Below are 26485 nucleotides of genomic sequence, written 5' to 3' on the forward strand. Positions count from 1 at the left end.
TGGTCCTTCGGCCTTCCGCCGCAGGTGGTGAAGGCCGAGTGCGAGGCGGTCGGCGGAACGGGGGCTCTGCGTGCGGGCGGGTAAGGGCGCGATCGTGAGGGGTGCCGGATGAGGCACCGGATGCAGGTGGCGCTCCAAGTCATGCTGGCGCTCGTCGCCTGCCTGCTCGGCATCGCCACCAACTACGCCACCAGCACGGACGACGCGCCCTGGGCGTTGGAGTTGATCCGGCGGGGATCCGTACCGGCCATCGGGCTGCTGGTCGTGGCCATGGTGGTCGGGCAGGTCGTCGTGTACCGGCTGGAGAACCCTGCTCCCGCGCAGGCGGACTGGCCGCGCAACCGCATCCCGTATCCGGGTCTGGACGCCTACGACGAGGACGAGGCGGCGGTCTACTTCGGCCGGGAGGCTCAAGCCGCCGAGTTGACGCGCAGGCTGCACGCCACCGCGTCCCGCCCCGCCGACCGGTTCCTGTTGCTGACGGGAGCGTCCGGCAGCGGCAAGTCCTCACTGGTGCGAGCCGGGGTGCTGCCCCGGCTGCGCCGACGCCGGTGGACGATCGTGCCGGCGTTCTCGCCGGGGTCGAACCCGCTCCACTCCCTGGCCGCGTCCCTGGCCGTGGCCGGTGGCGGCAGGGAGTCGGCCGATGTGGTGCTGCGGCGTCTGCGGCAGGGACCGGGGAACCTGGCGGCCGAGTTGTCCCGGCTGCGGGGCGGTCAGTTCCGGCGGGTCCTGCTCGTCGTCGACCAGTTCGAGGAGCTCGTCACCCTCGCGGGTGAGCGGGAACAGGCCCAGTTCCTGGAAACGCTGCACACGTGTCTCCGGCAGGAACCCTCCGTCCGGGTCCTGGCCACGTGCCGGGTGGACCTGCTGGGGCGTCTCCTCGGGACGGGGCATGCCCGGCTCCTGCAGCACCCGGTGGCGATCGGCACGTTGACCAGGGCCCAGCTCGCCCAAGTGGTCGAGCGGCCGGGTGCCCTGGTGGACATCTCGTTCGCTCCGGGTCTCGTCGAGACCATCGTGGACGACACCGGTACGGACGACGCGCTGCCTCTGCTCGCCTACCTTCTCCAGGAGCTGTACTTCGCCTGCGGCCCCGGCGGCACGGTGACCGAGGAGGCATACCGGCAACTCGGAGGCGTGGCAGGGGCGCTGGCCCGGCAGGCGGACAACACCGTGGCTGCTCTCGCCGTCCCGGACGGCATCGAGTTCGCCCTGCGGGTGCTGCTGAAGTTCGTCACCCTGGAGGAGCGGGACCTCGCCCGCCGTCCGGTGCGGTTGTCCGAACTCACCGTCCAGGAGCGGTACGTGGTGGACGCGTTCATCGACGCACGCCTCATCCGGACCGACACGGCGGAGGGGACGGCAGCGGATCCGGGCGGTCGTGGGGACGCTTACGCCGAGGTGACGCACGAGGCGTTGTTCCGTCAGTGGGCTCCCCTGCGGCAGGAGGCGGAGGCCAGGGCGGAACGGCTGCGGGAGCGAGCCGAGCTGGAACGCTGGGCCGCGGACTGGGAACGCTCCGGACGCAGCGTGGACTACCTCCTCACCGGAGAACGCCTCGCCGTCGCCCAGCGGTGGCTGGCCGCACTGGAGGAGGCCGGGCAGGCCTCGGCTCCCGCCCGCGCGATCGTCGACGCCTCGCAACGCCGGGACCTGGCCTTCCTCAGCCGGGTCTCCGACAGCATCGGCCGTCAGGTACTCGCGAGCGCGGAGACCGAGCCGGAGCAGGCACTGTTGCTCTCCCTGGCCGCGCTCGGCGAGTGCGCGCCGACGCCGGCCGCGCGGCGCGGGCTGCTGACGGCGCTCGCCGCCAGTCACCTCCGTACCCGGCTGGACGGGCATGCGGACACGGTCCGGGACGTCGCCTGGTCCGCCGACGGGCGCCTGCTGGCCACCGCGTCCCGGGACGGTACGGCCCGGGTGTACGACGCGGAATCAGGGCGTTCGCTGTGCGTGCTGCCGTGCGACGGGGCCATGGTCGAGTCGGTGTCCTTCTCCCCCGACGCGACCCGGCTGGCCACCGCCGGCCGCGACCAAGTCGTACGCGTCTGGGATGTCGCGTCCGGTGAACCGGTCCGGCAGCTCACCGGGGCCGGGGACATCGGACGGCAGGTGGCGTGGTCGCCGGACGGGTTGTGGATCGCCGCCACGTTCAAGGACCAGGTGGCCAGGGTGTGGGAAGCCGACACCGGCCGTCTCGTGCACGAACTGCGCGGTCACACGGGTGACGTGTGGGGCGTGGCCTGGTCACCGGACGGCTCGCGTCTGGCCACGGCCTCCCACGACCGAACGGTGATCGTCTGGGACGCGGCCACGGCAGCGGCCACGACGACCCTGACCGGCCACACCGAGTTCGTGGAGGGCATCGCGTGGTCGCCGGACGGGGAATCGCTGGCCACCGGGTCCGGCGACCACACCGCCCGGATCTGGGACGCCCGCACGGGCGCGCTGCGGCTTCTGCTGCGCGGCCACACCGACTACGTGTGGAACCCGGCCTTCTCGCCGGACGGCCGACTGCTCACGACCCCGTCGTCCGACCGGACGGTGCGTGTCGTCCGCACCGAGGACGCGAAGGAGGTCGCGGTGCTGCGCGGCCACACCGACACGGTGTGGACCGTCGTATGGTCACCGTCGGGCACGCGGCTCGCCACCGCGTCGACGGACGGCACCGCTCGGGTGTGGGACCTTCGGCCCCAGGGCGCCGAGGCCGTCCTGCTCCAAGGACACGAAGGGCCGGTGAACCAGGCCGTGTGGTCCGGTGACGGCAGCATCCTCGCCACCGCCTCGGACGACGGCACCGCGCGGATCTGGAGCGCGGACTCCGGTGCGCCCTCCGGGCCGGTGACGGCGCTCGGCGAGCGGGTGTGGAGCGTGGCCTGGGCTCCGCACGGCGGGCGCATCGCCCTCGGCACCGCCGACGGACTGTTCCGCGTCGTGGACGGCGTCGGCCATACGGTGTTCGAGTTGCACGGCGAGCCCGTCGAGGGGTGCTCGTGGTCCCCGGACGCCCGGCGGATCGCGACCGGCGGCCACGACGGCACCGTACGTCTCCTGTCCGCCGTCGACGGTACGGAGTTGCGCAAACTGACCGGGCACCAGGACTGGGTGGGCCGCGTGGCGTGGTCACCCAGCGGGCGGAAGCTGGCCAGTTGCTCCGACGACCGCACCTGTCGCCTGTGGGACACCACCGACGGCACCCAGCTGACCGTGCTGCGCGGGCACGGCAACTACGTGGAAGACGCCGCCTGGTCCCCCGACGAGGAGCGGGTGGCCACGGCTTCCGGTGACTGGACGGCCGCCGTGTGGGACGCGGCGACCGGCCGCCGCCTCGACGTGCTGAAGGGACACAAGGGCAGGGTCCGGGCCGTCGCCTGGTCGCCGGACGGCCTCCGTATCGCGACCGGATCGGACGACCGGACGGTCCGGCTCTGGTCCGCCACCACGTTCGAGGAATTTGCGGTCATCGGCGTCCACCGGGACAAGGTGACCTCGGTGGCATGGTCCGCGGACGGCACGCGCCTGCTCACCGCGTCCGCCGACGGCACCGCGCGCGTATGGCCGGCCGACCCCGACTACGACCGGCTGGAGGCACGGGCGCGCGGGCGGGTGTTTCGCACCCTGGACGCGGAGGAGCGGCGGCAGCACCTGCTGCCGCCGGACCCGGCTCCCGCAAGCGGTCAGTAGCGCTGCTCGACCGTGCGGTCGTCGGTGTGCAGGAGGTAGTCGCCCGGGTCGAGGCCCATCGCCTTGCGCTCGGGCGACGCCCAGTACAGCGCGTTGCGCTCCGCGAAGGTCTCGGGCCCCTCGTAGGAGATCAACCAGATGAACTGGTTGCGTTCCCGGTCCGTCCAGGCCCCGCCGATCTCGAAGCCCAGCTTCAGCCGCAGCGGCACGATGTCACTGCGCCACCGCTCCACCCAATCGTCGAGCAGCCCGTCGCGGACGGTGTACGTACGCAGCTGCGTGGTCCTGGGCATCGAGCGGTTCTCCTGTCGAGTCGAGGCAACCGGCAGACCACCCCGATGCCCCGCCCGGGCATGCCGGAAGACCGGCCTGAGTGGCCGTTCCAACCGTACGCCAGAGGGCGCGTGCCCGACTGGGACGTCGACAACCCGCTGGCGTTTGGAAAAGGGGGAGGCGAGGCGACTCGCGGAGGATTTCGGTCGTGGCTTGACCGATCGGTGGGACGAGTGGGCCTTTGAACTGGGTCTGTGGACAACTCCGTTCGTCACGGGCAGGTTCGGCTTCACCTGGCGCCCCACCGCGAGGGACGAGGACGGGCGTCAGATCCGCGTCGGCGGTAACTGGCCCATACTCGTCGACCCAGACACCGGCGCCTGTCGACTCGTGAAGGGGGCGAGCGAGTTCGCGGCGCTCAAGCAGCACATCGCCGGTTCGCAACACCCACTGGGGCCTGTCCCTTTGACTTCACGCTGATCGGGCCACGTGCGAGGGTAGCGGCCATGCCACATCTTGGTCACCACCTCCGATCCTTCAGGTTCACGTTCGGGCTTGCCTCGACGTGCTTCACGGCATGCCGGGAGACAGGTGCCCCTGCTCTGGAGCACGCCTTGGCGGATGAGGCGACGCTCTGCGGCATCCCTCGGCGTCAGGTGACGGTCTACCGGCATCTGTTCGTCGCGAGGAGGTCCGGAAGGTGCTCGGACTGCCGGGCGCAGGCAGTCGACGCCACGGCCAGACCCTGAGTCAGACATTCCCTGGCAAGTGGGCGACCTCAGCTTTCCGTGATCGCGCCCAGATCAAGACGGCTGCGAGGTGGAGTGCGCTCTCGTAGGCGATGGCGAGCTTGTCCGTCGGAGCCCACCGGCTCGACCGGCCATCAGACGGACGGCTCACGACTGCATCAGGCTCACATCGCTTCAAGCAAGGCCGACCACGCCGCCGAGCCGACCTTCAGCACGGGCCCGCCCTGCGCCACGCGCTTCGAATCACGCACATGTACGCCGCCGGCCGTAAGCGCGACCTCAACGCACTCTCCGCCCGACCCCGTGCTGTAACTGCTGACACACCAGGGCAGATTGGTGTCACCGTACGCCGTGTCTTCCGTGTTCATAGCTCTCCCAGCATCTTTTCGAGGAGCCCCAGGGACTCGCATGGCGTCAGGGCCTGAGCACGCAGGATGCCGTACTGCTCCTCGTACTCACGCACCGACCTCCGCTCGCTGAGGAGCCGGCTGTCGTTGCGTACCTCAACGCTCGAAACGATCTTTTTAGGAGAAGAGGTGACCTTCTTCAGCAAAACAGACATGCCTCCGGTACAACCCTTCCTTTCCATGCAGCGTCAAACAAGGCACTGAACATAGGAACCGGACCTATCCGGACACCCCCCCCCACGCCCCCGAGCCAGCCGGTCATACCTGAGCCAAGGAGCCGCTCATGCGCAAGCACCGCTCGGCCGCCGTCGCGGCGGCATCGTTTCTCCTCGTGACGGGCGCGGTCATCGCGACCGCTCCGAGCGCCTACGCCGGAACACCCGGCGGAACACACGCCAACGACCGCAACACCGACTTCAACGGCGACGGATACGACGACGTGCTCATCGGCGCCCCCGGGGCGACGGTCGGCGGGCGCAAGGGCTCCGGCATGGTGACCGTGCAGTACGGCGGACCCAAGGGCATCGGCACGACCAGGGGCAAGGCCTTCAGCCAGAACTCCACGGGCGTCCCCGGCGCCGCCGAGACCGGTGACAACTTCGGCAAGTCGCTGGCCACCGGCGACCTCGACGGCGACGGCTACGACGACGCGATCATCGGTATCCCCGGCGAGGACATCGGCACCGTCGCCGACGCGGGCGCCGCGGTCGTCCTGTGGGGCACGCCGAAAGGCCTCACCGGATCGGCCGGCAACTGGCTGCAGTCCGACGACCTCACCACGGGCGGCAGGTTCGGCGCCTCGCTCGCCGCGGCCCGCTTCGACGACACCACTCCCGGCGACTCCCTCGCCGTCATGGACTCGGTCGGGCTGACGGTCTACACCTTCGAGCCCTCCCCCCAGCCCACCGCCAAGAGCGCGGACGCGCAGGCGCGGCGGCCGGTGCAGAAGTCGCGCACCACGCTCACCTCGCCTCCGCGTAAGACGCTCAGCAAGGCCTCCGCCGCCAACGCGCCGGGCATCCGGCCCAAGTCGATGACCACGGGCGACTACGACAACAACGGCTTCGCCGACCTGGTCGTCTCCGGCACCAGCGTGGGCGCCGAGCCGGGCCACGGCTGGTCGTACATCCTGCCCGGCACCGCGTCGAACGACGAGCCGCTGCCGATCACCGCGGTGCGCGGCGGCCCGGTCGTCGCGTCCGGCGACATCAACCGCGACGGCTACGACGACCTGGTCACCGGCGAGCCGCACAGCCCGGACGACGACGGCGAGAACATGACCGGCGGCGTGGTCGGCGTCTACTACGGCAGTGCGGACGGGGCGGCCGGCCGGGAGGGGCCGGGCACCCCTCCCGTGTGGTGGACCCAGAACTCGGCGGGCGTGCCGGGTACGAACGAGCGGGGCGACGGCTTCGGCACCGACCTCTCCGTCGGCGACAGCAACCGCGACGGATACGCGGACGTGGCGATCGGTGTCGCGGGCGAGGACATCGGCGCCGTCGCCGACGCGGGCGCCGTCACGGTCCTGCGCGGCTCGGCCAAGGGCATGACGTCCACCGGCGCACTGTCCGTGAACCAGGGCACCGCGAAGGTCCCGGGCACCGTCGAGAAGGGCGACAAGTTCGGCGGCCAGGTCTCCTTCACCGACCCGAACAACGACGGCCGCTTCGGCCTGCTCGCCTCGGCACCCGGTGAGAACACGAACGACGGCTACGTCTGGGTGTTCTCCGCGGGCCGCTCGGGCCTGACCACCTCCGGCTCCTGGAACTACGGCCCGCGCGCGTTCGGCGGCCTGCCGACGGACGCGCTGTACGGGGCGGCGATCGACGACTAGGGAGTGTGCCGGGACAGTACCGGCTCGGTGCGTTATCGGCGGGCGATGATGCTGCTGGCGTCCGCCGGCGGAAACCGGGTGCCGGTGATCGCCCGGCTGGTCCAGGCCGACGAGGACACCGTGCGGGAGGTGATTCACCGGTTCAACGAGATCGGTCTGGCTGCCTGGACCCTCGATGGGCGGGAGGCCGTCCTCCCCCAGGCTCCGCCCGGGGGTACCCCCAGCCTGCTCAGCACTGACGACGAGGACTTCGTCGTGGCGACGGCCACCACCCGCCCCACCAAGCTCGGGCAGCCCTTCACCCGCTGGTCGATCCGCAAACTCGCCGCCTACCTGCGCCGTGTCCACGGACGCGTCATCCGCATCGGCCGTGAGGCCTTACGGTGCCTGCTTCTGCGGCGTGGCATCACCTTTCAGCGCACCAAGACCTGGAAGGAGTACCCCGACCCCGAACGCGATGCCAAGCTCGACCGCATCGAGCAGGTGCTGGACCGCTTCCCGGACCGGGTCTTCGCCTTCGACGAGTTCGGGCCCCTCGGGATCAGGCCCACCGCAGGCTCCTGCTGGGCGAAGCGGGGCAGGCCCGACCGTCTACCGGCGACCTACCGCCGCACCCACGGCGTCACCTACTTCCACGGCTGCTACTCCGTCGGCGACGACCGCCTGTGGGGCGTCAACCGCCGCCGCAAGGGCACCGCCAACAGCCTGGCCGCGCTGCAGTCGATCCGCGCTGCCCGCCCCGACGGCGCCCCGATCTACATCATCTTGGACAATCTCTCCGCCCACACCGGCGCGGACATCCGCCGCTGGGCGAAGAAGAACAAGGTCGAGCTGTGCTTCACCCCGACCTACGCCTCATGGGCCAATCCGATCGAGGCACACTTCGGCCCGCTGCGGCAGTTCACCCTGGCCAACTCCAACTACCCCAACCACGTGGTCCAGACCCGGGCCCTGCACCGCTATCTGCGCTGGCGCAACGCCAACGCCCGCCGCCCCGACCTGCTCGCCGCCCAGCGCAAGGAGCGCGCCCGCATCCGCAGCGAGAAAGGCATCCGCTGGGGCGGACGGCCTTTGAAGGCGGCGTAATCAGCCGCGAACAGTGATCTCTGCGGACTCTTTGATCCCGAGCTCGGTCAAGACGTCCAGCAGCCGCTCCCAAGCGGCTGCTGTTACCAGGGCTCCCCTGTGGAAGGGTCGAGGCCCGCCTCCCAACGCCGTTGCTGTTCACGCCAGTTGACGAAGGAGGGCTCTCTCGGAAGGACGACACTGATCGTCTCCTCCTGGAATTCTTCATCGGTGAGCAGTCTGCGCAGGAACTCCGCCATTCCGAAAGGGTGGACCTGAAAATGGGGATTCGTGTGCCGCCCGCACACGAGCACGGGCCACAGGTCGGGATCCTCGCCCGTGGTCAGCCAGCAATAGATGTCTGCGCCACTGGTGACGCCCCAAGCCAGGATGGAGTTCGGGTCCACGTCGAGGGCCGCTCTGCCGCCGAGCATCTCCCAGGTACCGCGGGCGTTCGCCGTCTCCTGCCGTAGGCCGGAGCCGTCCGAATAGGCATCGGGCCGCGGACCCGGCAGCACTATTCCGACTTCCCCACTGAGCTGCCCTGCCCCGTACACCTCCATGAAGGCGACATAGTCGGCCGGAAACCGGGTCCCCCAGATCTCCTCGACCGCACTCCAGTCGATCCGCTCATCCACGCCGTGCGCCGTCGGCACGACCTGCTCGAGCGCCGCTATCCGAGGGTTCCCGCCCACTTCCACTCCTTCATGCACACCTTCGAGAAGCCCCAACTTACGCGATCACGCTCCCCGCAGAAGGGGAATGGCCGGCGCTGGCACAAACCTCAACCCGGTGACCCATCCCGGTCACAGCACGAGTCGTGGGAGTCGAGTCCGTGAGCCCAGGCCGTGGCTGCTGCAAGGTCGGGGGCAGTGAACACGCACCAAGACGCCCGGACGGGGGCCGTCGCGCTCCCCGTCCGGGTGCCTTGAGTTCGTAGGGCTGCCGGTCTTACCGGGTCAGCCGCAGGTCCCACCCTTTCGCGCCGCGGGTCAGGGCGGCGGTGTAGGCCTCGGGGGCGGGGCGGCCGGCGGACTCCCACGCGGTCAGCCAGTCGCGCAGGACGGCGAGGGACGGGGAGTCGGGGCGGTCGGCGAGGATCTGGCCGTCCTGCTGGAGGACGGCGGCTGTGGAGGCGGTGGAGTGCCCGATGGCCCACAGGTCGGGGCTCAGCCCTGCCATGGTGAGCTGCGGGTCGGCCCGGGCGGCGGCGAACGTGCGCCAGGACGGCCAGTCGAGCCGGCCTCCCTCGTACGGCTCGGTGTACGCGTCCTTGGTCAGCCGGGTGAGCGCGGTGCGGGCGCCGGTGTTCCAGTGGTCGTCCGCGTCGCGCCAGGCAATGGAGATCCATGAGGGGCTGGGCACTCGGTTCTCCCAGTCCACCCACCGGCCCGGGAGGTCCAGGTTGTCCTTCGGCGAGGTCGTCGCCTCGATGTAGCCGCCGGTGAATACCGCCTCGACGGCCGGCTCGCCCTCGCGTACGCGGATCTTGGCGACGACGGTCATGTTGGGTACGGCCGCGATGGGCAGCGGGGCGACGATCAGGCCGTCGTCGGCGACCTGGTCCACCCATGCCTTGGGCAGCAGGGGCGGGGTGCACCAGGCCACCATCCGGTCGTACGGGGCCCGCCCCGGGAAGCCGGCGGTGCCGTCGGCAACGTGGCAGCGGATGTTGTGCACGCCGCGCTCGCTGTGGATCAGGCCCGCCCACCGCACCAGGTAGGCGTCGATGTCCAGGCTGGTGACGTGGCCGGAGTTGCCGACCAGCTCGGAGAGCAGGGCCCCGGAGTAGCCGGAGCCGGTGCCGAACTCGACGACGTTCATGCCCTCCTGGACGTCGAGCGTGGTGATCTCTCTGTGGATCACGACCGGGTTGGAGCGGTGCGGGGTGACGCCGCGGCCGTCGTGGTGGGTGTAGTGGCGTTCGGGGACGGCTCGGGTGACATCGGCGACGGCGGTCACTGCTCACTCCTTCGAGGGGCGTAAGGGCACTCGTATGCGACAACCGCTCCGGGCGGGTGAAGGACACGCGCCCGGCGGTTCGTTGGCGGCTCAGATCGTCAGGGCGGTGTGGTGGTGCCAGCCGGCGGCGGTGTACTCGCCCACGGGTCCGTGTCCGGGCAGTTCGGCCCAGGCGTGGTATTCCACCGGCGGCGGGGCGAAGCGGACTCCCAGGCACCAGTCGAGGCGGCGCCCGAGCAGGGCGGCGGCGAACACGGCGCCGAGGGAGGTCTCCATACAGGCCGCCCGCCCGGGCCACCAGCGGGCTGTGTGCCGTACGGCGCCGACGAGGGCATTGGCCTGGGCAAGGTCGAGCTCACGCCGACCGACGCGGCGGGCAAGGCGGGCGGCGGAGATCGTGTGCCGGAACGGCAGCCGCAGCAGCGTCAGGGCGAGCGCGAGGCCGACCGCGGCGGCCAGGCGCTCACCGTAGGTGCCGGTACGGACGGTGGAGTACGCCTCCATACTGGTCATGACCGCCACCCCTTCCACCAGCGGCAGGACTGCCGGGCCGGTTCGGGGCCGTCGTGGGCGAGGCCCTGGGCGGTGAGCGTCTCGACGACCGTGTGGACGTCGGCGGCAGACTGCCCGGCGGGGATGCCGTACCGCTCGGCGAAGCGGTCGGCGGCCTCCTCCTCGCTGGTGGAGGCGACCAGGAGCATCACGGCGGCTGCCGCGGTCGGCGTCAGGTAGGACCAGCGACCGGTGCGCTCGCTGAGGATCGCGCCGCCCTCGTCCGTGAGTACCGGGTGGGTGCGCTCACGCAGCCTCCACACGGGGTGCCACCTCCTCCCACCATGGCGAGGCGGAGGCGGCGTGCTGCCGCAGCCAGACCTCGGCGGCCACCACCAGGTGTAGGGCGCCCTGGGCGGTGGGCTGCCCGGTGGCGGCCCGGGCGAGCGCGTCGGCGACCGGTGCTTCGGTGACGAGCCCGAGCGCGGCGAGCTGCGACGACGGGCCCAGCAGGCCCTTGAGGACGGGCCCGTTGTCGCGCAGGCCCGTGTACGCGAGAGCGTTGAATCCGCCCTTGGTGGTGCGGGCGAGGACGAAGTCGGGCAGGACACCGCTGCCGGCGAACGCTGCGTCCAGCAGCGGCTTGTACGTGCCGGGAGCGCCGCGCTCGTCGGCGGGGACGGCGAGGCAGGCCCGGATCACCTCGTTGTCCAGGAACGGGGCGGCCAGCTCGATGCCGTGCCCGGCCAGCGCGAGGGTCCGCCACCCGGCGGTGTTCGCGCCGACCCGGGCGAGGTCCTGCCGGTCGGACCATTCCGCCAGCCGGGCCGGCGCGTCGGTGAGCATGCCCGCGGCCTCGTCCAGGGCGGCGGAGAGCATCAGGCGGGCGCCGTGGGTCATCCAGTCCGCCGAGGCCAGCAGCGGGGTCCAGGCAAGCGGGCGCTGGGCCTGGGGAATCCAGTCCCGCGCGGGCCGGCGCAGGTCGGCGGCCGTCTGGCACCAGGCCCCGGTCAGGTCGGTGCGCGAGGCCGGGCGGACGCGGGCGAGCACGGTGAAGGCGGAGGTGTGCCGGAGGCGGGCGTGGGCGAGGGCGTGTTGCAAAGCCCGGCGGTGGCGCCGCTCGCGCAGCAGGTCCGCGAGGTACGACGAGGGGGCGGAGAGCACGGCGTCCCCGGCCGCGCCGGTGAAGTGCACCCCCGGCCCCGGGGTGTGGGCGGCGACCGTGTCCAGGACGGCCCGCTTGATGGAGGCGGTGACCACGTACGCGTTCGGAGCATCGGTCATCGGCAGCCCGGACAGGTCGTCAAGGCCCGCGTAGTACACGGTGCCGGCAGCGCCGGGGACCGTATGGTGGGCCAGGTTCGGCACGGTGGCCGCAGTGCGGAGCGCGAACGCGAGGTCGTCGTCACGCAGGCGTGCGTCGGCGAACGTCACCGTGGCCACCGGCACGCGCTGGGCGGCAAGGCAGGCGAGCGTGGTGGAGTCCAGCCCCGCCAGGTCCGCGCTGACCGGCCGGCCGTCGACCCGGGCGGCGACCGCCTCGGCGAGCGCGGCCCGTACCACTGGGGCCTGCTGTCGCAGGTCGACCCGCGGGTAGGTGACCGGCTCGTACCTCTCCACCGCCGCCCCGTCGGGGCTGAGCAGCAGCAGATGCCCGCCGGGCACCCGCTTCACGTCGCGGAACAGGCTCCGGCCGGCGAGCACGTCGGGCTGCCCGAACGCCAGGTGGGCGGCAAGCGCGGTGACGTCGACCGGCGCACCGTCCAGCGCCGCGAGTGCGGACGCGGCGGTCGCCCACCAGGTACCGGCCGCGTCGGTGCGGTAGTACACCGGGTGCTGCCCGGCCAGGTCGCCGAGGACGGTGAGGGTCTCGCCGCTGCGGGCGATGACGAGGTACGAGCCGGGCCAACGCGTCAGCGCCCGCCAGCCCTTGGCCCGTACGACCGGCAGCGCGCCCTGGAGCTGGGCGTCGTCCGCGCCGCACTCGCCGATCACCGCCAGCCCTACGGGTCCTTCCCCGACGGCGCGGACCCGCGCCGTGGCCCACCCGCACGTCCACGTGTCATCCAGGCCGGTCACCACCCGGCCCCCAGCGGGCCGCCGGTCACTCCCGGCGGTCCCGTACCACCCCGCGCTCCACCTCATCAATGCCCTCTCCCTTCTTCATGTACGTGTCGAAAGGCGAAGGCGCCGGGCCGCCGCTCCGTGCCCAGCACGAGAGCGGACAGCCCGGCGCCTCCTTACTGCCGGGACCAGGGCGTGACACTCGATTCCCCGCCCAGCCCCGGCCGTTCGCGGCTCAGGCGTTCTTGTACTCGGTGTCGTCGGCGGTGTCGAAGTTGTTGGTGCCCAGCGTCACCGTGACGACGACGCCGGCGTCCAGCACGACCGGGGCCTGGTAGACGGGGGTGACCTGAGTGGTGGAGTGGTCCATGACGAACATCCCTTCGCTCGCTGCCCGACGGCCGTCCCGCCGGGCTGTTACCAACAGTCAACGCGCAGACACGATTCGTGGATAGCTGCCAGAATGTCTGCCAGCTGTAGGCCATTTGTGAACCAGCACAACCGACGATCGGGCCGCACATGACCATCGGGGAGCGCATCCGCGCCGCACGCGAAGCACGGCGCCCCAGGTGCAGCCAGGACAAGCTCGCGGACGAGCTGTCGGTGGCGCGCTGGGGAAAGACCGGGTTCCTCGACCGGCAGCAGGTCTACCGGTGGGAGAAGGGGTTACGTGTTCCCCGGGTGTGGCTGCCGTTCATCGAACAGGTCCTCAACATCGATCTTTCCGGGGACAATGGGGGCCAGTTCGCCGATACCGTGACCTCGGTCATGCTCTTGGGAGGCAGCGACGTGGACCGACGGCAGTTCCTCGCGGCATCTGCCGCTGTCGGCCTGGCCGCGCTCGACCTTCCCGACGTCGAGGCCGTCACCCGCCGCGCGAACCGGACCGGCCCCGTCGCGGTCGGCATGGGCGAGGTCACCGCGGTCCGCACAATGGCCACCACCCTCGGCGATGCCGCATCCGAGCTCGGCGGCGGTCACGCCCGCCACCTCGCCGTGCGGTACCTGACCGTGGACGTCAAGCGGTGGCTGGATGGCCGCTACACGGAGAAGACCGGGCGGGAACTGTTCGCCGCCACCAGCGAGCTGGTGCACCTGATCGGCTGGATGGCCCGCGACGAGGGCAATCAGGGCCTGAGCCAGAAGTACCACCTGCACAGTTACCGGCTCGCCGCCGAGGCCGGCGAGAACGAACTCGCCGCGACTGCCCTGCGGGGCCTGGTGGACCAGGCCATCGACCTCGGGCACATCCCCACCGCCGTACGGCTCGCCGAGGCATGCGAGCAGCGCGGCCGCGGGCTCAGCAACCCCAAGGCACTGGCGTACTACCGCAACACCTTCGCACGCGCTGCGGCCGCCGACGGCGACCACACCACCGCCGCGAAGTTGCTCACCTCCGCGCAGATCGCGATCGAGCAGGCCCCGGCCCTGCCGGGCCAGTCGTGGGCGAGCCACTACAGCCACGGCCGGTGGGCGCACGAGTCCGGCATGATCCAAGCCAAGCTCGGCGACCTCGCCGCCGCCGAGGAACACCTCCATCTCGCCCTGGACATCCACGGCCTCGACCGCAAGCGCACCCGGGCGATCGTGCTCGCCGACCTCGGCCACGTCCAGCTCAAGCGCGGCAACACCGAGACGGCCCTGGCCACCTGGAACGAGTTTCTCGACTGCGCCGACGGCGTCCAGTCCGTCCGCATCAACGACGGCCTGACCAACATCGTCGCCCGCCTCTCCGCTGTCCCCGACAGCCCGGCCGCCGCCGAGCTCGGCGAGCGCATCGCCGCCCGCGCGTGAGGCGCCCGCCTGGCCCTGCTGTTCGTCTCGCAGTGCCTGGACGTCTGGGGCCACCCGTACGACAGCGACGTCAACGAGACGCCGACCCTGATCACCGCCGAGCTGTGCGCCGACGCCGTACGGCACGGGCGGGTCCCCGGCCGGGACTTCCACGTCCGGCTCACCACCACGGCAAGCGGTAATCGGCTGCGCCCCGAAGGTCCGCGCCGCCGCCGTCGTCAACGACGAGGCCAACTTCGGCATCGTCTTCGACAAGAAGTTCGAGGAGAACATGATGGACCACGTGTCCACCATCGACACCCTCGGCAAGCGCTACTTCGGCGCAGACCGCGAGTTCAAGTCCAACCTGGACCGCAGCGCTCGCCGCGCGGCCTGGCGAATGATCCGCAGCGAGGAAGGTCTGGACGACTTCTGAGGCAGACGGAGGGGCCCGGCACGCGCCGGGCCCCTCCGTTCATGCATCCGCCGCCGGTCAGCGCCCGGCGGTCGTACCCACGAGTCCGGCCCATGCTTCCGGCCCGAAAGCCGGCCTGGCCTCAGCAGGGCACTTGGAGTCCCGTACGAGAACCGCTCCGGGTACTGCGGCGACCTCTACGCACTGGCCGCCCTCAGCGCCGCTGTAGCTGCTCCTGGCCCAAGCGACTTCTACGCATTCACCACCGCCGCCTGTGCTGCAACTGCTCTTGAACCAGTCCAGTTCGGGCGCCGGCGTCCTGCGGGACGTACGGGAACATGCCGCGGTAGTAGGCTCGTACGTGCCGCAGCCAGCGGGCCTCGCGGTGAAAGCCGAGCAGGGCCTGTGTGACGGCCGGGCACAGCAACTCGGAGTGACTCAGCCTCGGTGGCCTGCCCGGCAGCCGGGCGATCCCGGCCCAGTCATCGTCGATCTTCACGTACAGCCCGGTCACGAGGGTGGTCGAGTTCGTCGTCACAAACGGATCTTGAGCACCCTCGCTTCATGCCCGCAGGCATCCGGAAAGATTCGTCCAGCCGAAGCACGGGCCCGGGCCGAGGCCCCGCTGCCCGGAAACTCCCGTGCCATGGATCCCGCGTGCCTCCGCGACTTCGGGGTAGTCGGATCATGTCCGATATTCGACTACAACATTTGAACGCAAGCCCGCTCGAAGGGCGATGGAATCCCGCAGAATCAGGGGTGTCGAATTTGATATTTGAAGGCACGATCTCTGTAGCGTTGCTTTTGCCTTCAGGTTTCACCTGGAAGGGCTGACCCCACCCCGGCAGTTTTGCCGGTGCGCCCGAGGAGTACACGTGACCAGCACAGAGCAGGCCCCCAGGCCAGGAGCCGGTAGGGCTCACCCCGAACATCTCGGGCACGTCATCTTCATCGCGGCATCGGCCGCCATGGGCGGTTTCCTCTTCGGCTACGACAGCTCCGTGATCAACGGCGTCGTCGAGGCCATCCGGAGCCGCTATGGCATCGGATCCGCGGAGTTGGCCCAGGTCATCGCCATCGCCCTGATCGGCTGCGCCGTCGGCGCCGCGACCGCGGGCCGCATAGCCGACCGCATCGGCCGCATCCGGTGCATGCAGATAGCCGCGACCCTGTTCACCGTCAGCGCCATCGGCTCGGCCCTGCCCTTCGCCCTGTGGGACCTCGCCTTCTGGCGCATCGTCGGCGGCTTCGCCATCGGCATGGCCTCGGTCATCGGCCCCGCCTACATCGCCGAGGTCGCCCCGCCCGCCTACCGCGGCCGCCTCGGCTCCTTCCAGCAGGCCGCGATCGTCGTCGGCATCGCCACCTCCCAGCTGGTCAACTGGGGTCTGCTCCACGCCGCTGGCGGCGACCAGCGCGGCGAACTGCTGGGCCTGGAGGCCTGGCAGGTCATGCTGGGCGCGATGGTCGTCCCGGCCGTGCTGTACGGGATGCTCTCCTTCGTCATTCCCGAGTCCCCGCGCTTCCTGCTCTCCGTCGGCCGCCGCGAGCGCGCCCGCGAGATTCTCGTCGAGGTCGAGGGCAAGGGCGTCGACCTCGACGCCCGCGTGGCCGAGATCGAGCACGCCATGAAGCGCGAGCACAAGTCCACCTTCAAGGACCTGCTCGGCAGCAGCTTCCTCTTCAAGCGGATCGTCTGGATCGGCATCGGCCTGTCCGCATTCCAGCAGTTCGTCGGTATCAACGTCGCGTTCTACTACTCCGCGACGCTGTGGCAGTCGGTCGGCATCAACCCGACGGACTCGTTCCTCTACTCGTTCACGACATCGATCATCAACATCGTCGGCACCGTCATCGCGATGCTCTTCGTCGACCGCATCGGCCGCAAGCCGCTCGCGCTCATCGGCTCCTCCGGCATGGTCGTCGGCCTGGCCCTGGAGGCCTGGGCGTTCTCGCACCCGCTGGTCGACGGCAAGCTGCCGGCCACCCAGGGCCTGGTTGCCCTGGTCGCCGCCCACCTCTTCGTCCTCTTCTTCGCCCTGTCCTGGGGTGTGGTCGTCTGGGTGCTGCTCGGCGAGATGTTCCCGAACAAGATCCGCGCCGCCGCCCTGGGCGTGGCCGCCTCCGCCCAGTGGATCGCCAACTGGATGATCACCGTGAGCTTCCCGTCGCTGGCCGACTGGAACCTCTCCGGCACCTACCTGATCTACACGTTCTTCGCGGCGCTCTCCATCCCGTTCGTCCTGAAGTTCGTCAAGGAGACGAAGGGCAAGGCGCTGGAGGAGATGGGGTGACTCCCGGCACAGTCCCGAGGAGAAGGGCCCAAGTCCCCGCCGCCCCTCCCCTCGTCCCGTCCGCCGCCCCGCTCGGTCACTGCCCGAGCGGGGCGGCGGTTTTCGTACGCCACCGCATCCCGTACGTCACCAGATGAGAACACCGCCGCCGATCCCCAGGGCTCGCAGAGCGGCTTCCTCGGTGATCCGCAGCCGGAGCTGGATCTACTCCCGGTGCTCCTCGGCCGTCCGCGGGTGCTTGGTGCCGAAGGCGATCAGATCGAGATGGGCGCGCAGCGCGACCCAGCCGATCACAAGCCCGACGAAGACCGGGAGCAGCGTCATGACACCCTCGCGGCCTTACGGGCGCGGAGTTCGGTGGCGTAGCCCGCGCCGGTGGCGAGCAGGACAGCGGCCAGGGCGAGGGACGCGGTCGCCCAGTTCATCCACACGTAGCCGGGCTCACTGGAGTAGACGGTGCCGTCGTCGCGGACGCAGTCGAAGCGGAGCGGCAGGTACGAGGACCGGTGGTGGGAGAGGCCCTGTCTCGTCTCCGCGTCGAAGCCGTCGCGGCAGGCCGGAGCCGGAATCGAGTCCGCGCCGTTGTTGAACGCGTGCTCCGACAGCAGAACGCCGGAGAGCCCCAGAGAGTAGACGGCCACGGCCGCCCACGCGGCCGCTCCCGCCGCGCGGCGCAGCAGACGCACCGCCCAGGGCTCGGGCCGCCCGGGGAACGCCATCGCGACGACCCCCACCACGGCGATGAGCGCGCCGAGGGCACAGACCGCGGAGAGGCCTAAACCCGCCAGCAGCAAGCCCGTCACCCCCGTCCGAGCGGGGGCAGGGCTTGAGAGACGAGGGGGGCGGCACGCATGCGGCCACCTCATCAGCACCGCACCGGGCCGTCTGTGGCGGACGCCACTCCACTCGTCACAGTCATGTCACAGCGGGCAGAGGCCCCTTGATGTGCGACATCTCGTGGTGCGCCACGAGGCGCTATGAAATCGAGTGAGGGTGAAAGGACCTCACCGCCGGTCAGTCGCAGCTGGCCGGTGAAGCTGGGGGCAGCCGAAGTGCGGAAACGCGCGCAACGGTGAGAGCAGCCCCGACAACGTACGGGACGGGCCGGCACTGTCAGACGGCCCGGGTCCGGCTAGCAGCGAGGAGAAGGTGTACGCGAGGAACCACTGTCCGAAGCCCTGTAACTGTCGCACTCGACTCAAACCTGACGGATACGGGTCGTGATGCAGCGCGTGACCGTCGCTCGTTTGGGTGGCGTTCAACTCCGAGGCCGGGTCGCGGGTCCGGTGCGGAGGCCATGCCGAAAGCCTGCGGCGTAGGCATGGCGAGGCTGCCGGGGTATAGGTGGGCACCTCCCTCCTTGATCGATTTCGTGGTGAACGTGGGAACCATCCGCAGTCGCCCTTCCCGCCGGACGGCCAGTCCGGTGGCGGGCAGGTCCGTTGTCGACCGAGGGCTGCCGGATGGGGCGGAGGCCCCGTAGTAGTCCGAGCGGGCGAGAGGCCCGTACATGGCGAAGGGGGCCAGCAAGTCAGCAGTAGAAGTTACTGGAAGGTCAGGAGGGTATCGCCGGTGAATACCGACGAACTTGAGCACGCCGTGTATCAGGCGGAGCGCAAGGTACTGAGGATCCAGACCAAGCTGCACTGTTGGGCCCGTGATGATCCTCATCGCAGGTTCGATGACCTCTTCAATCTCGTCGCCGATCCCGCCTTCCTTCTGGTGGCGTGGGATCGGGTGCGGGGCAACAAGGGTGCACGCACGGCCGGGGTGGACGGGCGCACAGCTCGCTCCGTCGAGGCCGGGCAGGGCGTCGAGGACTTCCTCGACGGACCGCGGTCGCAGGTCAAGAACCGTAGTTTCCAGCCGCTGCCGGTGCGGGAACGGATGATCCCCAAGGCGGGCGGCAAGCTGCGTCATCTGGGAATCGCCACCGTGACCGACCGGGTGGTCCAGGCATCCTTGAAGCTGGTGCTGGAGCCGATCTTCGAGGCGGAGTTCCTCCCGTTTTCCTACGGGTTCCGCCCGAACCGTCGGGCTCATGACGCCGTGGCCGAGGTGCGTCACATGACGTCCCGCTCGTATGAGTGGGTCGTCGAGGGCGACATCAAGGCCTGCTTCGACGAAATCTCGCACCCGGCCCTGATGGACCGGGTGCGCAGACGAGTTGGGGACAAACGCGTCCTGGCACTGGTGAAGGCGTTTCTCAAAGCGGGCATCCTCGGTGAGGACCGCGTACTGCGAGAGACCAGCGCCGGAACCCCGCCGGGTTCGATCCTCTCGCCGCTGCTGAGCAACGTGGCCCTCTCGGTCCTGGACGAGCACATCGCCCAGGCCCCGGGAGGCCCCGGAGTCAGTGCGAGTGAGCGGGCCAAGCGCCGCCGTAAAGGTCTGCCCAACTACCGGCTCATCCGGTACGCGGACGACTGGTGCCTGGTCGTTTCAGGCACCGAAGCCGACGCTGAGGTCCTGCGCGAGGAGATCGCCGGAGTCCTCTCTGTGATGGGCCTGCGCCTGTCACCGGAGAAGACCCTGATCACCCACATCGACGGGGCCTCGACTTCCTGGGCTGGCGCATCCAGCGCCACTGCAAGCGAGGCACGTCCAAGCAGTACGTCTACACCTATCCCGCACGCAAGGCCGTGCAGGCCGTGACGGGCAAGGTCAGGACACTCTGCCGGCAGATGGACACGAGCCAGCCGCTCGATGCCCTGTTGCGCCAGCTCAATCCGGCGCTCAAGGACTGGTGCGTCTACTTCCGCCCCGGCGTGTCCAGTGCCGCCTTCGGCTACCTGAGCTTCTACACGTGGCAACAGGTCGGCCGATGGTTGCGCCGCAAACACCGCCGGTCCAGCTGGAAGGACCTGCGCCGCCGCTACTACAAGGGCGGTGTCTGGTGGCCGGCCTCGGAGGAACGATCACTGTTCAATCCGGCGAAGGTAGGCACGACACGCTACCGATACCGGGGAGCGAAGATCCCAACTCCCTGGCCGGTCACGGGATGAGGACCCACGGAAGCCCATGACAGGGCTTGTGGAGCGCCCGGTGCCCGGAAACGGGCACGCCGGGTGCGGGAAGCGGTCCGGGGAAACGGGCCGGTCGGAAGACCGGAACCGCGCCCCGGGCCGACTTCACAGCTCCCGTGGCCCCTGCTGGGGTCCTGAGCCCCTGGCCCGGGGCTTCTCTCGTTCGCGTGCTCGGCCGGCTGATGACGCAACTCCGGAATTCCTGAAGCTTCCTCATCCGATCTGATCGATCTGCGGCCTGATCGAAGGCGAGGAAGCGCATGCTGTCGGCGCCGACGGTGGTGAGGGGGACTCAGCGGAGCTCTGGAGAACTTACGGAATGTCGCACCGAGGCGCTTGAGTCTCCAGCGGCTGGAGGGTCCAGGATCTCGCCCATGGACGACGAACGCCCCGACCTGCTCACCATCGGCCGGCTCGCGCACCGCACCGGACTTCCGGTGCGTACCCTGCGCTTCTGGTCGGACGAGGGAGCGGTGCCGCCCGTGGCCCGCTCCGCGAGCGGTTACCGGCTGTACGACGCCGAGTCCGTGGCCCGCGTCGAACTGGTCCGCACCCTGCGGGAGCTGGGCCTCGGGCTCGACGACGTGTGCCGGGTGCTGAGTGGTCGGACCACGGTCGCCGAGGTCGCCGACGCGCACGTGGCCGCGCTCGACGCGCAGATCCGCTCGCTCAAGGTGAGCCGGGCCGTCCTGTCCACCGTGGCGACACGTGGTTCCACCGCTGAGGAGACAGCACTGATGAACAGGTTGGCGCGGCTTTCCGCCGCCGAACGCAAACAGATCATCGACGAGTTCAAGGAGGAGGTGTTCGGCGGTCTCGACGTCGAGCCACGCCTGCGCGACCGCATCCTCACCTTCGGCATCGAACTGCCCGACGATCCCGCACCTGAGCAGGTCGACGCCTGGATCGAACTGGCCGAACTGGTGCGGGACCCCGGCTTTCGCGCCCGGTTGCGCACCTGGATGGAGCTCAACACGCCCGCCCCGGGGCAGAGTCGTCCCCCCGGGGCGTCCCTCTGGTGGGCCAGGCAGATCGTGCAGACCGTCGCGGAGGTCAGAGAACGCGGGGTCGCCCCCGAGGCACCGGAGGCGGCCGAGGTGCTGTCCGAGCTGTTCGGCGACGCCGATCGGACCGCCGTGCTGCGCAGCCTGGAGGCCGGGATCGAGGCAGGGGCGGAGCACTACCGCAGGCTTGTCGCCCGCGTGCGCGGGCAGGATTCGGCGCCCGACGCGACCGAGGAGCTGGAGTGGCTGGCGCGGGCCCTGCGCGCCGCGGATCAGGCCTGACCGGCCGGCAGGCGGCGACCCTGGAGCGACTACGCGTCGACCGGCAACGTGAAGAGGCCATGGTCCGAGGCCCTGACCCCCTCCGCCTTGCCGAGGTCTTCGGGCTCGATGAGAAGACCGCGATGCGCTGCGCGGACTCCGCACGCGCCCTGCCGGCGCAGCCCGCCGAGGTCGACCCTGCGGGTCGAGCGCGAACCCACGGATCCGTTCCCCGACATCGGGGCAACAAGCCCGCGGGTTCATGCTGTCGGCGCCGGCGCGTCACGGTGTCGGTGGCGTCGTCCCGCAGTCGGGCACGCCGTCGAGCCACGCCGCTCCCTTGATGTAGATGTTGGTCACCCACGCCCTGTAGTCCGGCAGGTACGACCACACGTCGTTGGTGTAGCCCTCGGAGGTGACCGGTTCGGCGTGCTTCTGGCAGTGGACGCGGATGGTGGTGGAGTACGGGAAGGCGTAGACGCGGGCGGCCCTGACGGAGGGTTCGGCCTTGGTCCACACGTCGGTGCCCCAGGTCTGGTGGATGTGACCGGTGGCGGGCCCGGTGTTGACGCGGACGGCGCCGAAGTAGCCGTTGCTCAGGCGGACGTCACTGACCATGAGCCTGGTGCCGGATTCCTTGGCCTCGACCATTTTGCCCGCGCCCAGGTAGATGGCGATGTGGTGCAGGTCCTGCGAGGTGCCCCAGGCGAGCAGGTCGCCGGGGAGCAGCGGGGCCAGGCCCTGGGCGGCGGTGAAGCGGGCGGCGGCGCGGTGCGTGTAGTACTGCTGGCCGGCGATGCCGTTGAGGATGTCGGAGCCCGCCGCCTTGGCGTACGCGTGGCGGACCAGGCCCGAGCAGTCGAAGCCGAGCCGCTCGGGGTCGTGCTCGCTGTCCGGGTCGGTCGGGTCGACCTGGCCGTACGTGGCGCCCGGCTGGGCGCCGTGCCCGCCGCCCCACGTGTACCAGGTACCGGCCGCGACCTCGGCGCAGGCGGCGGCGATCGCGCGTTCGGCCGCCGCGGAGGCTCCGGGCGCGAGGACGCCGCACGCGGCGGCGGACGCGGGCCGCGCGGGCGCCCCGGTGTTCGCGGCGGCAGCGGACACCGGCGCCCAGAGGAGGAAAGCCAGTAACGCAATCAGTGTGTGGATGGAACCGGTCCGGCGGACCATGCCAGGACCCCCGTTTCCTGTGGGTGGTGAAGGGAGTGGTCGTAGAGGAGCCTGCTGGCCGTGCCTCGCGGTTGTCGAGAATCCAGGTGTCGCCTCCCGCCGATGGGCAACGGGAAACACCTGGGAAACCCCCTTCGAGCAGGTGGGCCGCCCTCACCCCCGGCCGTCGCAGGGCGCCCCGTCGGAGAGGGGGGTGCCGGGCAGGAGCCTCGCGCGCTCGTCCGCACCGATGCCCGCGCGCAGTCGGCAGACCTCCGCCAGCCGGTCCCCGGGGTCGAGGTCCCACAGCCGTGCGGTGCCGTCCGTGCCGGCGCTGGCCACCGTGCGCCCGTCCGGAGCGAAGGCCACGCTCCACACCGCGTCGGTGTGGCCCGTCAGCGTCGCCCACGGGCGCCGGCCGGCGACGTCCCACAGGCGCACCGTACGGTCGTTGCCGCTGCTGGCGAGCGTGCGGCCGTCGGGAGCGAAGGCGATGCCCCGGGTGGAGCCGATGTGACCGGTCAGGACGGCCTCGGAGCGACGTTCGCGGACGTTCCACAGTCGTACGGTGCCGTCGTTGCCGCTGCTGGCCAGCGTCCGCCCGTCAGGGGTGAAGGTCACGCTCCGCACTGCGCCGGTGTGGCCGTTCAGCGTGCCGAGCGGGCGGTGCGAGGAGACGTCCCAGAGCCGTACGGTCAGGTCGTCGGCGGCGCTCGCCAGAACCCGGCCGTCGGGGCTGAAGGCGACGCCGTTGGCGAAGTCCCGGTGGCCGGTCAGCGTCGCCAGCGGCGCACGCTTCGCCACGTTCCACAGGCGCACCGTACGGTCGGCGCCGGCCGAGGCGAGACTCCGGCCGTCGGGGGCGAAGGCGAGGGAGTAGACCTGCCCGGTGTGGCCGGTCAGGGCCGCCAGCGGCCCACGTGCGGCCACATCCCACAGCCGGATCGTGCCGTCGGAGCCCGCCGATGCCAGGGTCCGCCCGTCGGGTGCGAAGGACACCGAGAAGACCGCCTCGGTGTGTCCCCGGAGCGTCGCCAGGAGCCGGCGCCCGCTCACCTCCCACAGACGTACCGTGTGGTCGGCGTCGGCGGTGGCCAGCAGTCTCCCGTCGGGGCTGTACCGGGCCTGCCAGACCTCCGTGAACGGACGGGCCGTCAGCGCCGGGCCGCCGAGGTTCCACAGGACCACGGACCGGTCGAAACCGGCCGTGGCGAGCAGGGTGCCGGCGGAGGTCACGGCCACCCCCATCACGTAGTCGGTGTGACCGGCGAGCACGGCGGTCTGCCGGCCGCTGCGGACGTCCCACAGCCTGGTCGTCCCGTCGCCGACCGCGCCGACGACCGTGGCGCCGCCGTGCGTGTACGCGACGGCGTTGACGTCGTCGCTGCTCCCGGACAACGTCGCGCCGAGCCGGCCGCCGCGCACGTCCCACAGCCGTACGGTCCGGTCGATGCCCCCGGAGGCCACCTTCCGGCCGTCCGGGGAGAACGCCGCGCCCAGCACTTCGTCGGTGTGACCCTCGAGTTCGGCGAGGAGCCGGGCGCGGTCGGTGTCCCACAGCCGCACGACCCGGTCGGCTCCGGCGGAGACCAGGGTCCGGCCGTCGCGGGCGTGATCCAGGGCGTTGACCGTTCCCTCGTGCCCGCTGAGGGAGGCGGTGACGCGGGGCGTGCGCGCGGTGTCCCACAACTGGATCGGCCCCTGCGCGGTCGCGACGGCGAGCCGGTGCCCACGGGGGTCGAAGGACAGCGCCCGGGCACCCTTCGTACTGTCGGCGAGCACGGCCTTCCTCCGCCGCCCGGCGACGTCCCAGAGACTCACGGGCCCGCGCGTCGACGTCGCCGCGAGGGTGCGGCCGTCGGGGCTGAAGGCGATCGAGCGGACGGGCCCGGACACGGCGAACGTGGCGGTCGTGCGACGGTCCGACAGCCGTCGCAGGGTCACCGTCCCGTCGGAACTGGCTGTCGCCAGGGACCGGTTGTCCGGCGCGAAGGCGACCGCGTTGACCGGCCCCCGGTGACCGCTCAACCGGCCGGAGAAGGGCTGGGACTGCGTGCTCAGCAGCGCACCGCGTGCTTCGGCGGTGGTGTGGGTCCGGTAGGCCTCCCCGGCCAGCAACATCGACGCCTCCGGCCGGCCTCCGGCGAGTGCCTGGGAACGCACGGCGAGTGCCTGGGAACGCGCGACGCGTTCCTGGCCGAGGGCGCTCTCGCGCTGCTGATAGGCGAGGCCTCCGGCGGTCAGGGCGAGCCCCAGCAGGACGACGAGCGTGGCGAGCATCGACTGCCGGAGCCGGACCTGGCGTCTGGCCTGTCCCTCATGGCCTTCCTGCTGGGCCAGGCTCGCTCTGAGGAACGCCTCCTCGCCGGGGCCGAGCCGGCTCCAGCCGTCCAGTTCGTCGGCCCAGGAGCGTACGGTGCTCAGCCGGGTGCCGCGGTACAGCGCGGACGGATCACGGCCTTCGCGCTGCCATTCGGCGGCGGCGTGCGCGAGTTGCTGGTGGAGGAGCAGCCCGGCGCGGTCGGCGTGGATCCAGTCCCGCAGCCGTGGCCAGGCGTGCAGCAGGGCCTCATGGGTGATCTCGACCGTGTCGCTGTCCAGGGTGATGAGCCGGGCCCGTACGAAGGCGTCGAGCGCGGCGGCCGCGCCGTCCGCGTCGGCGAACTGCTCCATCAGGGCGGTCCTGCTCGTCCGGCGGCGGGTCGCCCCGCCGCCGTCCGCGACGTACACCAGACGGGACAGGACGCGGCGGATCGTCTTCTGCTCGGCCGGATACAGCCGGGCGAAGACGTTCTCGGCAGTCCGCGCGATCGCACCCCGGATGCCGCCGGCCCGCTCGTACCCGGCGACGGTCAGCGCGGACGCCTCGCGCCGCTGCCAGGTGGCCAGCAGGGCGTGGGAGACGAGGGGGAGTACGCCGGAAGGTGTCACGTCGGCTCCGGAACCGGCGTCCTTCCCGCTGCCCCGCAGTGCGCTGCCGGGCGGTGTGCCGCCCGGCAGCGTGCTGCCCGGCTCGTCGCGCAGCCCCGCGTCGCGCAGGAGCAGGGGCATCAAGCCCGGTTGGAGGGTCAGGCCGGCGAGTTCCGCCGGCCGGGTGATGGACTCCCGCAGCTCCACCACGGACATGGGCGGCAGCACGAACAGCCCGTCGGTGAGGACCGGGGCCAGTTCGGGAAGGTCCAGACAGTTGCCGGTGAAGTCGGCCCGGACGCCCAGCACCACGACGGTGGGGCCGTGTGCGCTCTCCTCCGGCCGGGAGGCCGCCAGCGCGCAGAGCACCCGGACGAAGGAGCGCCGCTCGTCCTCGTCCGCACAGAGGGTGAAGAGCTCCTCGAACTGATCGACGATCAGCACCGATCGACAGGGCGGGGGCCGGCGTCCCCCGGACGGCTCCGGCGGATCGCCCATCATCGCGCGTATGGCGTCCAGTACCGCGTCGGGATTCTCGCGCACCTCCTCGACGGTGACGGCGAGGTCCCCGCCCACCGCTTTCGCGGTGCGTTCCAGGAGCTCGTCCAGGGGCCGTGAAGTGGGGGTGAACGTCACCACCGGCCACCGGTCGGCGCCCGGCATCGGGAAGTCGCCGCGCCGCAGGGCGGGCACCAGGCCGGCGTTGAGCAGGGACGACTTGCCCGCGCCCGAGGGGGCGACGAGCATCAAAGGGCCGCTCCCCACCCGTTCGAAGACCCGTTCCACCAGTGCGGCCGTCGCGCGCTCCCGGCCGAAGAACCAGTGCGCGTCCTGCGGGGTGAACGCCGACAAGCCGCGGTACGGACACATCCCGTCGGGCTGCCGCTCGAAAGCCGCGGCCTCGGCGCCGCTCCCGCTGTCGGCGGGCGGTCTCTCCTGTACGAGCCTGAGCAACTCCCCCTCTGCGCCCAATACTCGGTCACAGATACGGGCGACGTCGGCGGTCGCCCGCTTCGTGCCGGTCTCGATCTTGCTGAGGTAGCCCTTGCTGTAATGCGTCTGCCGTGCCAGGTCGGTCAGCGACAGGCCACGTGCCTGTCTGAGTCGTCTCAACTGCGCG

At 70.9% G+C, this 26485-nt stretch carries 21 protein-coding genes and 2 pseudogenes; 9 read left to right on the forward strand and 14 right to left on the reverse strand.

Features of this window, described 5'->3' with window-relative positions; genetic code table 11:
- Positions 1 to 108: 108 nt before the first annotated feature.
- On the forward strand, positions 109 to 3687 hold the full coding sequence (locus AOK11_RS05025; RefSeq protein ID WP_063793418.1) for a WD40 repeat domain-containing protein: 3579 nt from the start codon (positions 109 to 111) through the stop codon (positions 3685 to 3687).
- On the opposite strand, the gene AOK11_RS05030 is transcribed toward AOK11_RS05025, so the two are convergent.
- The 3 genes from AOK11_RS05030 to AOK11_RS05045 all read right to left on the reverse strand — a co-directional run bounded on the left by AOK11_RS05030 (position 3681) and on the right by AOK11_RS05045 (position 5271).
- A complete protein-coding gene (locus AOK11_RS05030; protein ID WP_055592408.1) occupies positions 3681 to 3980 on the reverse strand; it encodes an NIPSNAP family protein in 300 nt (99 codons plus the stop codon). The genes AOK11_RS05025 and AOK11_RS05030 overlap by 7 nt on opposite strands.
- An 893-nt stretch (positions 3981 to 4873) precedes the next feature.
- Positions 4874 to 5077, reverse strand: a complete 204-nt coding sequence (locus AOK11_RS05040; protein ID WP_055592410.1) for a DUF397 domain-containing protein — start codon at positions 5075 to 5077, stop codon at positions 4874 to 4876.
- A complete protein-coding gene (locus tag AOK11_RS05045; RefSeq protein WP_055592411.1) occupies positions 5074 to 5271 on the reverse strand; it encodes a hypothetical protein in 198 nt (65 codons plus the stop codon). The genes AOK11_RS05040 and AOK11_RS05045 overlap by 4 nt, the downstream gene beginning before the upstream one ends.
- 128 nt (positions 5272 to 5399) lie before the next feature.
- Here AOK11_RS05045 and AOK11_RS05050 point away from each other — a divergent pair, with 128 nt between their 5' ends.
- Positions 5400 to 6950 carry an FG-GAP-like repeat-containing protein gene (locus AOK11_RS05050; RefSeq protein ID WP_055592412.1) on the forward strand — a complete coding sequence of 517 codons (1551 nt, stop codon included), beginning with the start codon at positions 5400 to 5402 and terminating at the stop codon, positions 6948 to 6950.
- A 45-nt stretch (positions 6951 to 6995) separates the two neighbouring features.
- Positions 6996 to 8036 carry an IS630 family transposase gene (locus AOK11_RS05055; protein ID WP_055592413.1) on the forward strand — a complete coding sequence of 347 codons (1041 nt, stop codon included), beginning with the start codon at positions 6996 to 6998 and terminating at the stop codon, positions 8034 to 8036.
- Between the two features lie 83 nt (positions 8037 to 8119).
- On the opposite strand, the gene AOK11_RS05060 is transcribed toward AOK11_RS05055, so the two are convergent.
- From AOK11_RS05060 to AOK11_RS46120, 6 genes are all read right to left on the reverse strand, one after another.
- Positions 8120 to 8710, reverse strand: coding sequence for an SMI1/KNR4 family protein (locus tag AOK11_RS05060; RefSeq protein WP_055592414.1), 591 nt, complete (start codon positions 8708 to 8710; stop codon positions 8120 to 8122).
- A gap of 256 nt (positions 8711 to 8966) precedes the next feature.
- On the reverse strand, positions 8967 to 9977 hold the full coding sequence (locus AOK11_RS05065) for a protein-L-isoaspartate(D-aspartate) O-methyltransferase (protein ID WP_055592415.1): 1011 nt from the start codon (positions 9975 to 9977) through the stop codon (positions 8967 to 8969).
- 90 nt (positions 9978 to 10067) lie between these two features.
- Positions 10068 to 10490: a lasso peptide biosynthesis B2 protein gene (locus AOK11_RS05070; protein ID WP_240497222.1), complete on the reverse strand. Its 423-nt coding sequence runs from the start codon at positions 10488 to 10490 to the stop codon at positions 10068 to 10070.
- Positions 10487 to 10792: a PqqD family protein gene (locus AOK11_RS05075; RefSeq protein ID WP_055592417.1), complete on the reverse strand. Its 306-nt coding sequence runs from the start codon at positions 10790 to 10792 to the stop codon at positions 10487 to 10489. Before AOK11_RS05075 ends, AOK11_RS05070 begins: the two co-directional genes overlap by 4 nt.
- The gene (locus tag AOK11_RS05080; protein WP_079034641.1) at positions 10776 to 12614 is read right to left on the reverse strand and encodes an albusnodin/ikarugamycin family macrolactam cyclase; all 1839 of its coding nucleotides are present in this window, start codon (positions 12612 to 12614) and stop codon (positions 10776 to 10778) included. The genes AOK11_RS05075 and AOK11_RS05080 overlap by 17 nt, the downstream gene beginning before the upstream one ends.
- A gap of 154 nt (positions 12615 to 12768) precedes the next feature.
- Complete coding sequence (locus AOK11_RS46120) at positions 12769 to 12903, reverse strand: hypothetical protein (protein WP_276204796.1); 135 nt, start codon at positions 12901 to 12903, stop codon at positions 12769 to 12771.
- Between the two features lie 311 nt (positions 12904 to 13214).
- Here AOK11_RS46120 and AOK11_RS05085 point away from each other — a divergent pair, with 311 nt between their 5' ends.
- A complete protein-coding gene (locus AOK11_RS05085) occupies positions 13215 to 14327 on the forward strand; it encodes an NsdA family TPR-like regulatory protein (RefSeq protein WP_055592432.1) in 1113 nt (370 codons plus the stop codon).
- A 193-nt stretch (positions 14328 to 14520) separates the two neighbouring features.
- A pseudogene (locus AOK11_RS39170) lies at positions 14521 to 14742 on the forward strand (hypothetical protein); the annotation flags it as partial.
- A 57-nt stretch (positions 14743 to 14799) separates the two neighbouring features.
- On the opposite strand, the gene AOK11_RS39175 reads toward AOK11_RS39170, so the two are convergent.
- Both AOK11_RS39175 and AOK11_RS05090 read right to left on the reverse strand, forming a co-directional pair.
- Complete coding sequence (locus tag AOK11_RS39175; protein ID WP_079034643.1) at positions 14800 to 15024, reverse strand: DUF397 domain-containing protein; 225 nt, start codon at positions 15022 to 15024, stop codon at positions 14800 to 14802.
- Between the two features lie 7 nt (positions 15025 to 15031).
- Positions 15032 to 15259: pseudogene (locus tag AOK11_RS05090) on the reverse strand (IS982 family transposase); the annotation flags it as partial.
- 337 nt (positions 15260 to 15596) lie between these two features.
- On the opposite strand from AOK11_RS05090, the gene AOK11_RS05095 reads away from it, so the two are divergent.
- A complete protein-coding gene (locus tag AOK11_RS05095) occupies positions 15597 to 17015 on the forward strand; it encodes a sugar porter family MFS transporter (protein ID WP_055592420.1) in 1419 nt (472 codons plus the stop codon).
- A gap of 320 nt (positions 17016 to 17335) precedes the next feature.
- Here the strand turns inward: AOK11_RS05095 and AOK11_RS05100 are convergent, their stop codons facing one another.
- Positions 17336 to 17818: a hypothetical protein gene (locus AOK11_RS05100; protein WP_055592421.1), complete on the reverse strand. Its 483-nt coding sequence runs from the start codon at positions 17816 to 17818 to the stop codon at positions 17336 to 17338.
- 769 nt (positions 17819 to 18587) lie between these two features.
- Here AOK11_RS05100 and AOK11_RS05105 point away from each other — a divergent pair.
- The 3 genes from AOK11_RS05105 to AOK11_RS05110 all read left to right on the forward strand — a co-directional run bounded on the left by AOK11_RS05105 (position 18588) and on the right by AOK11_RS05110 (position 21327).
- Positions 18588 to 19670 carry a reverse transcriptase domain-containing protein gene (locus AOK11_RS05105; protein ID WP_240497224.1) on the forward strand — a complete coding sequence of 361 codons (1083 nt, stop codon included), beginning with the start codon at positions 18588 to 18590 and terminating at the stop codon, positions 19668 to 19670.
- Between the two features lie 29 nt (positions 19671 to 19699).
- The gene (locus AOK11_RS44520) at positions 19700 to 20020 is read left to right on the forward strand and encodes a group II intron maturase-specific domain-containing protein (protein WP_240497225.1); all 321 of its coding nucleotides are present in this window, start codon (positions 19700 to 19702) and stop codon (positions 20018 to 20020) included.
- A gap of 395 nt (positions 20021 to 20415) precedes the next feature.
- On the forward strand, positions 20416 to 21327 hold the full coding sequence (locus AOK11_RS05110) for a helix-turn-helix domain-containing protein (protein WP_055592422.1): 912 nt from the start codon (positions 20416 to 20418) through the stop codon (positions 21325 to 21327).
- 261 nt (positions 21328 to 21588) lie between these two features.
- Here AOK11_RS05110 and AOK11_RS46125 read toward each other — a convergent pair whose 3' ends face one another.
- A complete protein-coding gene (locus tag AOK11_RS46125; RefSeq protein ID WP_276204797.1) occupies positions 21589 to 22410 on the reverse strand; it encodes a C40 family peptidase in 822 nt (273 codons plus the stop codon).
- Between the two features lie 219 nt (positions 22411 to 22629).
- The gene (locus AOK11_RS05120) at positions 22630 to 26478 is read right to left on the reverse strand and encodes an nSTAND1 domain-containing NTPase (RefSeq protein ID WP_240497226.1); all 3849 of its coding nucleotides are present in this window, start codon (positions 26476 to 26478) and stop codon (positions 22630 to 22632) included.
- Positions 26479 to 26485: the final 7 nt, after the last annotated feature.

This window comes from Streptomyces hirsutus (assembly GCF_001418415.1).
GTDB lineage: Bacteria > Actinomycetota > Actinomycetes > Streptomycetales > Streptomycetaceae > Streptomyces > Streptomyces hirsutus.